Raw genomic sequence first — 11871 nt, 5'->3', positions numbered from 1 at the left:
GGCAAATGATAAAATTCGATGGTTCTACTTTTAATGAGCAAGAGGATGAAATAGTAACGGAGACCCCATTAACCATCCGAGTTAATGGCGAGGAGCTGGCTACTGTTGTTTGCAGTCCAGATGCATTGGAGGATTTAACAGTTGGATTTCTTGCGGCAGAAGGTTTGATTCGATCCATTACTGATATTGAGCAGCTTAATGTCAATGAAGACCGTGGCTTTGCAGATGTGGAGCTTAAGGTTAAGAAGTCAATTAGTCATGATTATTACGCAAAGCGATTCATCAGCTCCTGCTGCGGTAAAAGTCGGCAGTTTTATTTTCATAATGATATGAGGACCGCTAAAACGATCATGAGTCAAACGCGGATTACTCCGGAGCAATGCATCCATCTAATGAAGGAGCTTTTTCAAAGCTCAACGGAATTCCAGAAAACAGGCGGCGTGCATAATGCAGCATTATGTACTACAGATGGCATCCTCGTTAGTAGAGCGGACATTGGCAGACATAATGCCTTAGATAAAATCTATGGACATTGCTTACGCGAGAAGCTTAATATGTCCGATAAAATTATAGCCTTTAGTGGTCGGATGTCCTCGGAAATTGTCTTGAAAGCTGCGAAAATGGGAGTAGGTATTCTATTATCTAAGTCAGCACCCTCTGATTTAGCGTTAAAGCTGGCGAATGACTTAAAGATCACGGCTGTCGGCTTTATCCGTGGAGGGCAGATGAATATATATACTCATCCGGAACGATTAATTATGCAATAGAAAGCAACGTGCAAACGACAAAAAATGATATACTTCACTAAAGAAAGGACTAAAGGTTCCCTCTTTTTATTTTATTTGGTAAATTAGACAGAGGGTTTTCTGGATAATAAGCCCAATAAGTAAAAAAGAAGGGATAACGCAATGAACATAGAAACGGATCATTCTGAAATAGAAGCTATTAATCACAGAGGAACTCTGGGCGATTATTTTCGTCGTATTTGGAAATATAAGTTTCACTATGTTTTAATTATTCCGGCGATGCTACTGATTTTCGTTTTCAAGCTGTTTCCATTTATAAAAGCTATTTATTTACCGTTTGTGGATTTTAAAATTTTCCAAGGAGTTTTTGAGAGTGATTGGGTAGGGTTAGCTAATTTTAAAGCATTATTTGCAGATCCCAATTTTCGCAATGCGCTTACCAACACTCTCGTTATTAAAATCGAATATATTTTAGTATGCGGGATTCTAGCATTAATTCTAGCACTTGCATTAAGCAGTATTAAATCTCTTAAACTGCGAGGTTTGTTTTCAACGTTATTTTTAATTCCTTATTTCATACCATCGGTTATTGTCGCGTATTTGGTCATGCTGCTTTTGTCCCAGAATAATAATCCTTTTTTTCAAATCGATGAGTTGGTATTAGCTAACCCGGATTTGTTCCAACCTTTATTGGTTGGATTAGAGGTTGTCAAAACCTGTGGAATTCCTATAATGATGGCTTTGGCTGCTATAGGTTTTAAACAGAAGGGTCATACAGACTTTTATAAAATGAATTTGATTCCAGCTATGAGGGCGATAGCTGCTTTTATGCTCCTGCAATTATCCACAATCCTAACTACGGATTTTGAGCTTGTGCGAACATTACTCAACCCTATTGTTACTCAAACAGGAGAAACAATGGATACCTATAGCTATAGAACCGTCTTTATAAGTGCAAGCTATAATACTGCAGGAGCATTGTGGATTTTTCAATTTATGGTTCAGCTCATGTTCACAATATTAGCTTATCTATTAATTAGGGGGATTTTTACTAGAGATATTTTTGGACAATCAGAGGCCACTGTAATTAAAACAACGGGTAAAGGGACCAATGGCATAATGGGTTGGATAATAACTCTCCTCTATTCTATAGCTGTCCTTATACCGATATTTTTATTGTTTATTTATCCTTTTTTTGCTCATAGTGAATCCGCATCAAGTTTAAGTGATTTATTTTCAACTAGCCGATTCTTTACTTATGTATGTATTAACATTGCTGCAGTTGTTATTTTTCTCTTAATCACTCTAACGCTCGCCTATTCACTAACAGTGAAAGATTTGCCGGGTCGCAATCTATATAAAGTCCTTTTGATAATTGTGATGGGGATGGGTGGGGTCTCTTTACATGAATATTTGTTTGCTAAAGATCTAGGGATGGTTACTACAATATTTCCACAAATGTTCTATGGCTTCTTCTCCATAATAAGTGTGTTGGTACTGAAGAGTATTTTTAATAGCAAGTATTCTGTACTTAAGTTAAAGGCCAGTTCTGAGGGGAAAGGGGAACTACACAGCTTTTTCTATCTCTTCATTCCAAAAATCTGGAAGCCTTTGCTAGCATTAGGTGTCCTGCAGTTTGTGGCTTTGTGGAATTCCTATTATCCTTCTCTCTTGTACATTTCAGGGCAAGAGCATTATTCTCCGATTATGCACTTCTATGCATTTACAATGGGGATGCAAGGAATGGGTGGAGAATTCTCTGATCTTATTGTTTTGCAATATGGTGCACTGATAAGCTTGCCTCCAGTTCTATTGCTTCTGATATTTAGAAAATGGATTACGTCTGAGGTATTGCTCGGTCAAATTAGAAAGTTGTAGTGTGTTTATGAAAACAGCTCGTCTCGTATAAATCGAGATGAGCTGTGTTTAATTAAACAAGATTTAGTTTCAATCAAGCGAACAAAGAAACCAGCTTAGCTTCTAAACCAACCCAGCCTCCGCTCATCATTTTACGAACTTCCTCATGAGATTGTCCGAATTCAGTAACTTTATTAGCATCCCAGCCTGAATGTGTAAGTGTAAATTCAGTTTTATTGTCTATGTCTTTTAGTTCAAATGTAAGCATCCAATCTTTTCCCCACTCAAAAGAAAGCTTATTAGGCGGGTCAATTGTTGTTACTTTACAAGGTGACATTCCAAATGGACCTGCATTTATTTCAAATTGATGGCCAACTTCAGCTTTGAAGTTATTCGGCATAAACCATGAAGCAATACCTTCTGAGGTTGATACTACATCCCATACTTTTTCTATTGGTGCATTTAGCATAAAAGTATTCCTTATTGCGGGTAAAGTGTCTTGAGTGTTGTTGTCCATTAAAATGCCTCCATAATTGTTATTGGATAAACGAAACCAAATGGTTTCATGAATAATATACGATACCATTTGGTTACATGTCAATCCTAATTCTCAGGTCATCTTTTTATTTGAACCTCTTTAAGATAGAATAGGAGGACAAACTAAAGTGAGAAGGTTCTAACTATGAATGTTGTATTGTCTACCTTGAATGCCAAATATATTCATACCTCATTAGCTTTGCGCTATTTGAAATCCTTTTGCGAGAAAGACTTTCCAATCGACATAGCTGAATATACCATCAAAGATCCTGTAATGAACATTGTGGGGGATTTGTATAATCGCAAGCCTACTGTTTTGGGATTCTCTTGCTACATCTGGAACATTGAAGAGACGATTCAAGTGATCAGTATGATCAAAAAAATTATGCCTGAGCTGATAATTCTTCTAGGTGGACCTGAGGTTTCGTATGATACGGAATACTGGATGAAGCGAATTCCAGAGATTGATTTTATTGTCATGGGTGAAGGCGAAGAAACCTTTCACCATCTTTTACAGGAGATTGAAGGGACTCGTAAGTATCATTTTGTTTATGGAGTTGCTTATCGCAAGGGCGAGGAAATTATTCTCAATCCGGGTCGTCCTAAATTGAATTTAAATGATATTCCAACCCCTTACCGTTTCGCTGAAGATGTGCCTCACTTGGCGAATCGTGTAGTTTATTTTGAAACAAGCCGTGGCTGTCCGTTTAGCTGTCAATTCTGTTTGTCGAGTATTGAAGTGGGGGTGCGATACTTCGATATGGAGCGGACGAAGTCGGAAATCCTCTATTTGATTGCTTCCGGTGCTAAATTAATTAAATTTGTCGATCGTACCTTTAATATTAAGCGCGAGTATGCAATGGAGGTTTTTGAATTTCTGATTGCCAACCATCAGGGCTGCGTCTTCCAATTTGAAATTACAGCGGATATTATGCGGCCTGAAGTACTGGATTATTTATCAGAAAATGCGCCTCCAGGTGTATTCCGCTTCGAGATCGGCGTGCAATCGACAAACGATAAAACCAATGAACTGGTACAGAGACGCCAAAATTTCAGTAAACTATCACGGACCGTGGAGAAGATCAAAAGCAGCGGCAAAATTGCTCAGCATTTGGACTTGATCGCTGGCTTGCCTGAAGAGAATTACGATTCCTTCCGCAAAACCTTTAATGATGTTTTTGCATTGGGGCCTGAGGAGCTGCAATTGGGCTTTTTGAAAATGCTGCGCGGTACAGGTATGCGGAATGATGCGGATAAATATGGCTACATCTATATGGATCATGCCCCTTATGAGATATTGGGCAATGACATTCTGCCATTCTCGGATTTGATCAAAATTAAACGGGTAGAGGATGTTTTAGAGAAGTATTGGAATGCCCATCGCATGGATCATACAGTCAAATATTTAATTAAATATGAATTTGCCTCACCGTTTGATTTCTTCCAGCAGTTTGGAGATTATTGGGAAGAGCGAGGCTGGCAAAAAATTGGGCATCAGCTCGAAGATTTATTCAGTCGGCTGCAGCAATTTCTAGAGCATCGCGGTACAGGCGAGAAGTCATTAATTGAAGGTTTAATGAAGCTGGACTACTTCCTCAACCATAAATATAAGCCGCGTAAAATCTGGTGGGAATTTACATTGGAGAAGAAGCAGCTTAACAGTTATATGAAGCGGTTAGCGGATTATCCGCAGGAGATATCTCTTGCTTTTGCAGAGCTACAGTTGAATGAAAAGGATATGCATAAGCATGTGCTTGTTGAGGAGCTGCCTTTTCATCTAGAGAGCTATTTGAGTGAAGGTGTCATTGATTACAACCAGATAACCCGCTTAATTGTATATTTCAATCCTGAAGCGGGCTTAATGAAACCGCAATTTTATCTGCAGACCCTGCAACAAGAAAAAGAAGCACTCTTTTTATAGAGTAGCTTCTTTTTTTTGTTAACATAATGATTGCTCGACTAAGTTCTTTTCTCCACAACGAGTAAATACGGAGGATGGTTAGCTTGGTTAATAAATTTATAGGTTAATACATTAAATTGCTTCTGTGGTAGCTGTGCAGCCCATTTTTCAATGGCATCCGCTTCTTCTTGGGCACCTTCATGACCGGTATATGCGACAATGGTTATCACCCCGCCAGTTTGCAAAAGCTGAACTGCAGCGTCTAGACCCGCTAAAGTCGATTTATAATTAGTTGTAATCTTATGATCATACCCCGGCAAATAACCAAGATTAAACATAACAGCACTTACTTGGCCTTGCCATTCCGCAGGAAGATCCTGCAGCATGAATTCGTGTGAGCCATGTACCCAGTTTACAGAGTGGTTTGAGCCTAATTTAGCATGGATGCGATCACGAGCAATCGCTATTGCCGCCTCTTGGATATCAAAGCCAAACACTTTCCCATCGTCACCAACTAACTCAGCTAGTAGAAGCGTGTCATGCCCTTGTCCTACAGTTGCATCAATCGCTAAATCTCCTGCTTTTACCTTAGTCTCAACAACATGACGTGCAAATTCCAAAACGGATGCTAAACCCATACAGAAGACTCCGTTGCTGAATCAGAAAGTACCCCGCGCCACAGCTTGCCCTGCCAGCTATTTCTACTTTTCAGCTCATCATCTAAAGCATTCAGCACTTCCCATTTCTTCTGACTCCACATCGGACCGATCAATAAGTCGCGTGGAGCATCGCCAGTCAGTCGATGGATGATCATTTCAGGTGGCAGCAGCTCAAGAGTATCAATAACAAGCTTCACATACTGATCCATTTCGAGGAATTGTAACAGCCCAGCCTCATATTGCTTAACCATCGGTGTTTTCTTCATTAGATGAAGCAAGTGAATTTTGATCCCTTGTACATCCATGGCGCCAACGGCACGGCCTGTCTCCAGCATCATCTCATTAGTCTCTCCGGGTAGTCCATAAATAATGTGTGCACAGGTCCGTATTTTATGTTTACGCAGCTTTGCAACCCCATCCAGAAAGCATTGGGTATCATGCGCGCGATTTATTAATTGCGATGTGGTTTCATGAACTGTTTGTAGTCCCATTTCCACCCAAAGATACGTTCGTTCATTCAACTCAGCTAAATATTCAACAACATCATCCGGCAAACAATCTGGACGCGTTGCAATTGACAAACCAACTACACCAGGCTGCTGCAAAACAAGCTCAAAGTACTCGCGCAGCTCAGAAACAGGTGCATAAGTATTTGTATAAGCTTGAAAATAACCAATGTAGCTAGCTTCTGGCCATTTTTTATGCTGCAGATCTCGAATGGTGTTGAATTGGGTAACTAAATCATCTCGACGACTACCTGCAAAATCACCTGAACCACGAGCGCTGCAAAATGTACATCCGCCTGCTGCTATAGAGCCATCACGGTTTGGGCAAGTGAAGCCTGCATCTAACATAACTTTAAACACTTTACAATTGAATTGCTCCCGCATCTCATAATTCCATGTATGAAATCGCTTGTTCGCCCATAGTAAAGGGGATTGTTGCGATATATGTTGTTCCATTTAACTAAAACCTCCGCTACAATGATTCCTTTATTTTATCCCATTCCGTTGGTAAATGCACTCCCATTAAAATCTAGGCTAAATTTCTTAGAAATTGCGGAAAATATAATTGTACCAGATCACCAATACAAAGAAGGAGGTTATGAATTGAAGAAGCTTACAATAGCCATGGTCGTGCTCGTATTTTCACTGGTATTCGCAGCGCAAGGTTTTGCGGCAGGAATGCTTGGTGCAAACAACGGGATGGGAGTGAGCTCAACCACTTCAACGGATAATACCGGGAGTGGCAGCATATTAGGCGGCAACAGAGGCGTAGGAGCAGGAAACATGGGAACAACAGGCGTTTCTGGGACAGGTATGACCGGTACTGGAGTATACGGAATCACACCGACCACTTCGCCAACGTATGGAAGTTATGGCAGTTATGGCACCAACGGAACAACGTCACGAATTATGTCGACACCAGGATATGGTGGCACTAGCTCGACAAGCTACAATACCAACGGCACTATGAGAGGCTACAACTATCGGGCTACTGCAGCAACAGACAACGACAATAACAATTGGGGTTGGATGGGACTGCTTGGGCTGTTAGGATTAATTGGTTTACGTAACAATAACAGCAATAGGGATCGCGAGCATTCCGATGGCAAGCATTAAACAATAATAAACTGCAAAGCTTCCTTTGATGGGAGTTTTGCGGTTTTTTGTATACATAGCTAAGCCGTTTAATCTTGATTTCTCGCCAGCAATCGACTATCATTTTGTAAAAAGCTTGTTGGGGGAAAAGAAATGCGATTGCGTGGGGTAAAAGGAATTCGAGAAGCATTGGAGCAGCAGCCAGAGTTGGTTGTACTAAATCCAAAAGATTATAAAGGAAGCTGGGCTTCTAAATTTTTTAAGAATAATAATCCGATTCATGTCGAATTAGGGATGGGTAAAGGCCAGTTTATTAGTGAGCTTAGTTTATTGAATCCGGAAATTAATTATATAGGCGTAGACATGTATGATGAATTAATTCGCAAGGCGAGCATTAAAGCAAGACGCTCGCGTGAGACTAATGATCAGATAAGCTTAGCTAATTTAGCTCTTGTGCTTTTAAATATTGAACAGATCAGCGAGGCATTTGCTGAAGGTGAAATTGCAGTCATTTATTTAAATTTCAGTGATCCATGGCCGAAAGCTCGTCATGCACGCAGGAGATTAACGCATGCAGGATTTGTGAATCAATATACAAAACTGTTACACAAAGATGGCCAAATTCAACTTAAAACCGATTCGATGTCTTTATTTGAGTTTTCACTAAATTCATTCGCTGATTTAGGTTTGCGAATGCGTAATATTTCGCTCAATTTACACGGAGAAGGGTTGCGCACAGATTTAGTCATGACTGAATATGAAACCAAGTTTTCAGGTCAAGGGATGCCGATCTACCGTTGTGAGGTTATTCTGGGTGAGCAGAAGCTTCAAACGAATACGGAAGCTAGTATTGCTGAAGAAGTGCCTAGCATAGCACCAACTGCACAATCAGAAGGGTAATGCAGCCCTAAGTACACGCGTGAATAAGCGACAGTAAATGCCACAGGAAGAAGTGCTAAAGCTAGAAATGGTGAATGCAGGGCAAAAGGGACAATACTTGCGAAAATCGCAGTGGTATGACCGGAGGGAAAAGAGTGGTCTGCCAACGGGTTTTTGCATGTTCTTGTTTGTGGCAATACTAGATAAGGACGCAAACGTGGATACTTCTTCTTGAAAATGGCAACAGGGATATGACTAACTGCAAGTGCAATTAGTGCTTGTATGGCAAGCATTCGCCAAAAATCGTGAGCAAACAGGGATAAACATAAAGTAACGGCTATTGTGGCGGATGCTCCGCCAAGATGTGTAATGCGCTGCATAAAGATATCGATGAAAGTGATCTGTTTGCGTTGATTGACCCACAGAAAAACCTGATTTTCATGCTGCTGTAACCAATCCATGACTCGAGCCATGCAACTCACCCTCTCCAAGCTTTTCTTCCGTACTCCCTCTATAGTAATCCCTTCATGTTAACTGAGTATTAAAACAATCGTGTAATCATTGTAAATATCTTAAGAGATGAATAGAAAAAGTCAAAGCTGGGAAATCTGATTGAAGGTGTTATGTTACAGTTATATTACAGAAAAGTTACAATATTGTTACGGAAATGTGGCTGGAAAACCGTAAATGGCTGTAAACGGGACCTTTCGGGATGGATTTGGAGAACATCACCTGCTACGGGGACAGTTTCCCGTATTTGGCATCTATCTGACTTATAAGGGCTATTAGAGCCTTTTGACAAAAAGTTTGAATCAGAGGAAAATCTTATACAGGAACAAATATGGAAACTCACCTGATTCAATGCTAGTTAAAAAGTTTAAACACAGAGAGAAAATTAAAACCTTAAAAGGGGGACGTTAGGAATGTTTGACCATTTGTTATTTGGCTTGCAGATTATCCTTGCAATAGTGGGAGGGTATCAATTATTTCTCAGTATTTTTGGATGGTATCGCAACAAGAAGAAAGAGCAATTCACACCACAGAAAACCTTCGCTATATTCGTTGCCGCTCATAATGAAGAGCAGGTCGTTGGAGCGTTAATTGAAAACTTGAAGAACTTAAATTACCCAAAAGATATGTACGATATTATGGTGATTTGTGATAACTGTACCGATAAAACAGCAGAGATTGTTAGGCAACATGGTGTATATGCATTTGAAAGACATAACGCTAAACTTCGTGGCAAAGGCTTTGCAATTGAATGGATGCTTAAAGAATTATGGAAGCAGCCGAAAGCTTACGATGCGATTGTTATGTTCGATGCTGACAATTTAGTTAGTCCTGATTATTTAATTCATATGAATAATGATTTGTGTTCAGGCTCCAAAGTGATCCAAGCTTACTTGGATACTAAGAATCCACATGATTCTTGGGTTACAGCAGCCTATGCCATTACTTACTGGTATTGCAACCGTTTGTGGCAGCTTCCGCGTCAAAATCTAAAGATGGCTAACTTCTTAGGTGGTACAGGAATGTGCTTTGACACAGCTTTAATTAAAGAAATGGGCTGGGGAGCAACAAGCTTGGTAGAGGATCTTGAATTCACCATGCGTTGTGTACAAAGAGGAATTAACCCGACATTTAATTATGATGCCAAAGTATATGATGAGAAACCACTTACCTATAAAGCTTCAGCTACACAACGTTTGAGATGGATGCAAGGTCATTTTGATGTGGCACGTAGATATTCGCTTCCACTTCTTTGGCAGGGCTTGAAAGAAGCCAATTGGGCTAAAATAGATACTGCGGTTTATGCGATGAACGTGTATACGTTAATGATAAGCTCTATATTGACCGTCTTCCTATGGGCAGATAAATTACTGCCAGGGCATGCGCATTTCACATCGACCTATGATATTTCACCGTTTTGGTTTACTTTACTCACAGTTGGTGCGTATATACAGTTCCCACTTGCTCTAATTTTGGAAAAAGCACCATTACGCATGTTCAAGATGTTCCCAGGATTTATCGTGTTCTTGATTTCATGGTGGCCAATCACTATCCATGCATTCTTTACACAAAACAACAAGCAATGGAGCCACACCTTGCACACTCGTGTTATTCGTTTGGAAGAAGTTCGTAAAAAACAAGCAAGCTAATAGATTGACAACTATATGTTTATCAAGTATATTATAGATATTGTGTTTATAACCCAAAGCAGAAGCGCCCGCTTCTCACCTGACCGACATACGTTGGCTGGTTCATGCTAAAGTATTTTTCCTACTTATGAGTGGATCGTTTAAGATGTGGGCTGCGTATGCCTACATCTTTTTTTATGTTTGGTGAGTAAACGTTATTAATGGAGGTGGCCGATTATTAGTAAAGATCATCAAGTGAACGACGAGATTCGTACCAAAGAGGTTCGTCTAATTGGTGCTGAAGGCGAGCAATTAGGCATTAAGCCTTTTCGTGAAGCAATGCAAATGGCAACAGATGCTAACCTAGATCTAGTCAATGTAGCGCCTACTGCTAAACCGCCTGTATGTCGCATTATGGATTACGGGAAATATCGTTACGAATTGCAGAAGAAAGACAAGGAAGCTCGTAAGAACCAAAAAATCATCGATATCAAGGAAGTTCGCTTTAGCGCGACGATTGAAGAACATGATTTTCAAACGAAGCTTCGCAACGTAAGTAAATTTTTAACAGATGGAGATAAAGTGAAATGCTCCGTTCGTTTTCGCGGTCGGGAAATCACACATGCTCAAATCGGTAAAAAAGTACTGGATCGCGTTGCAGTGGAAGTAGAGCTATTATCGACCATTGAGCGTCATCCTAAGCTTGAAGGCCGCAGCATGATTATGATCTTGCAGCCCAAGCAGCAATCTTAAAAACTCCAAGGAGGATATCATCCCATGCCAAAAATGAAAACACACCGTGGCGCAGCAAAGCGGTTTAGAAAAACAGGTACAGGTAAAATCGTCAGAATGCACTCCGGCGCGCGTCATATGCTTGAAGGAAAATCACCGAAACAAAAAGCACGCTTAGGCAAGTCAGCTATCATGGCTAAGGGCGATGTTAAACGTATTAAATCACTACTTGTTTACATGAAATAATCAGAATTCTTTTCGATAAAACTTAGGAGGTCTACACTATGGCAAGAGTCAAAGGCGGATTTGTAACCCGTCGTCGTCATAAAAAAGTATTGAAATTAGCAAGAGGATATTTTGGTTCAAAGCATAGATTATTTAGAACAGCTAACCAGCAGGTTATGAAGTCCCTGCTTTATGCATATCGTGACCGTCGTCGTAAAAAACGTGATTTCCGTAGACTATGGGTTACGCGTATTAACGCAGCAGCTCGTATCAATGGTTTGAGTTATAGCAAGTTCATGTTTGGTTTGAAATTAGCAGGTATTGATGTTAACCGTAAAATGTTGGCTGATCTTGCTGTTACCGATGCTAAAGCCTTTTCTGATTTGGCCCTAGCCGCCAAACAAAAAATTACTGTATAGAGATTGACTATTGCTACGGCAATGTCCTATAATTAATTAACAAAGTAATCGGCCATGAAGAGGACGAAGTGATAAGGGCTCTTATGTAACAGAGAGCAGAGGATTAGCTGGAACCAATGCCTTAATCCCTTATTGACGAGCTCACCTCGGAGCTGTTTTCCTGAAAAGTAAGCAAGAT

At 40.2% G+C, this 11871-nt stretch carries 13 protein-coding genes and 1 other annotated feature; of the genes, 9 read left to right on the top strand and 4 right to left on the bottom strand.

Annotated features, from left to right (window positions below; genetic code table 11):
- The first annotated feature begins 5 nt into the window (after positions 1-5).
- A complete protein-coding gene (fdhD, locus tag EHS13_RS26310; RefSeq protein WP_227013522.1) occupies positions 6-767 on the top strand; it encodes a formate dehydrogenase accessory sulfurtransferase FdhD in 762 nt (253 codons plus the stop codon).
- Positions 768-908: 141 nt separating this feature from the next.
- Positions 909-2624, top strand: a complete 1716-nt coding sequence (locus tag EHS13_RS26305; RefSeq protein ID WP_155703232.1) for a hypothetical protein — start codon at positions 909-911, stop codon at positions 2622-2624.
- 73 nt (positions 2625-2697) lie between these two features.
- On the opposite strand, the gene EHS13_RS26300 is transcribed toward EHS13_RS26305, so the two are convergent.
- Positions 2698-3120: an SRPBCC family protein gene (locus EHS13_RS26300; RefSeq protein ID WP_155703231.1), complete on the bottom strand. Its 423-nt coding sequence runs from the start codon at positions 3118-3120 to the stop codon at positions 2698-2700.
- A gap of 165 nt (positions 3121-3285) precedes the next feature.
- Between EHS13_RS26300 and EHS13_RS26295 the strand changes: the two genes are divergently transcribed.
- Entirely contained in the window at positions 3286-5061 is a 1776-nt protein-coding gene (locus EHS13_RS26295) for a B12-binding domain-containing radical SAM protein (RefSeq protein ID WP_155703230.1), read from the top strand.
- A 38-nt stretch (positions 5062-5099) separates the two neighbouring features.
- Here EHS13_RS26295 and EHS13_RS26290 read toward each other — a convergent pair whose 3' ends face one another.
- Both EHS13_RS26290 and EHS13_RS26285 read right to left on the bottom strand, forming a co-directional pair.
- Positions 5100-5678, bottom strand: a complete 579-nt coding sequence (locus tag EHS13_RS26290; protein ID WP_155703229.1) for a tRNA 5-(aminomethyl)-2-thiouridylate-methyltransferase MnmM — start codon at positions 5676-5678, stop codon at positions 5100-5102.
- A complete protein-coding gene (locus tag EHS13_RS26285) occupies positions 5669-6661 on the bottom strand; it encodes a tRNA modification radical SAM protein MnmL/YtqA (RefSeq protein ID WP_155703228.1) in 993 nt (330 codons plus the stop codon). The genes EHS13_RS26290 and EHS13_RS26285 overlap by 10 nt, the downstream gene beginning before the upstream one ends.
- A 147-nt stretch (positions 6662-6808) precedes the next feature.
- On the opposite strand from EHS13_RS26285, the gene EHS13_RS26280 reads away from it, so the two are divergent.
- On the top strand, positions 6809-7321 hold the full coding sequence (locus EHS13_RS26280; protein ID WP_155703227.1) for a WGxxGxxG family protein: 513 nt from the start codon (positions 6809-6811) through the stop codon (positions 7319-7321).
- A gap of 132 nt (positions 7322-7453) precedes the next feature.
- Positions 7454-8200: a tRNA (guanosine(46)-N7)-methyltransferase TrmB gene (gene trmB / locus EHS13_RS26275; RefSeq protein WP_155703226.1), complete on the top strand. Its 747-nt coding sequence runs from the start codon at positions 7454-7456 to the stop codon at positions 8198-8200.
- Here the strand turns inward: trmB and EHS13_RS26270 are convergent.
- Positions 8128-8652 carry a phosphatase PAP2 family protein gene (locus EHS13_RS26270; RefSeq protein WP_155703225.1) on the bottom strand — a complete coding sequence of 175 codons (525 nt, stop codon included), beginning with the start codon at positions 8650-8652 and terminating at the stop codon, positions 8128-8130. The genes trmB and EHS13_RS26270 overlap by 73 nt on opposite strands.
- 450 nt (positions 8653-9102) lie before the next feature.
- On the opposite strand from EHS13_RS26270, the gene EHS13_RS26265 reads away from it, so the two are divergent.
- The 4 genes from EHS13_RS26265 (at position 9103) to rplT (ending at position 11693) form a co-directional block, all read left to right on the top strand.
- Positions 9103-10338, top strand: coding sequence for a glycosyltransferase family 2 protein (locus EHS13_RS26265; RefSeq protein ID WP_155703224.1), 1236 nt, complete (start codon positions 9103-9105; stop codon positions 10336-10338).
- A 50-nt stretch (positions 10339-10388) separates the two neighbouring features.
- Positions 10389-10520: a sequence feature (ribosomal protein L20 leader region), on the top strand.
- Between the two features lie 52 nt (positions 10521-10572).
- Positions 10573-11070 carry a translation initiation factor IF-3 gene (gene infC, locus EHS13_RS26260; RefSeq protein ID WP_155703223.1) on the top strand — a complete coding sequence of 166 codons (498 nt, stop codon included), beginning with the start codon at positions 10573-10575 and terminating at the stop codon, positions 11068-11070.
- Between the two features lie 24 nt (positions 11071-11094).
- Positions 11095-11295 carry a 50S ribosomal protein L35 gene (gene rpmI, locus EHS13_RS26255; protein WP_155703222.1) on the top strand — a complete coding sequence of 67 codons (201 nt, stop codon included), beginning with the start codon at positions 11095-11097 and terminating at the stop codon, positions 11293-11295.
- A gap of 38 nt (positions 11296-11333) precedes the next feature.
- Positions 11334-11693 (top strand): 50S ribosomal protein L20, encoded by a 360-nt coding sequence (gene rplT / locus EHS13_RS26250; RefSeq protein ID WP_155703221.1) that lies wholly within the window; start codon positions 11334-11336, stop codon positions 11691-11693.
- Positions 11694-11871 lie beyond the last annotated feature (178 nt).

This window comes from Paenibacillus psychroresistens, assembly GCF_009728935.1.
Classification (GTDB): domain Bacteria; phylum Bacillota; class Bacilli; order Paenibacillales; family NBRC-103111; genus Paenibacillus_AC; species Paenibacillus_AC psychroresistens.
This window is presented reverse-complemented; position numbering and strand designations above follow the sequence as displayed.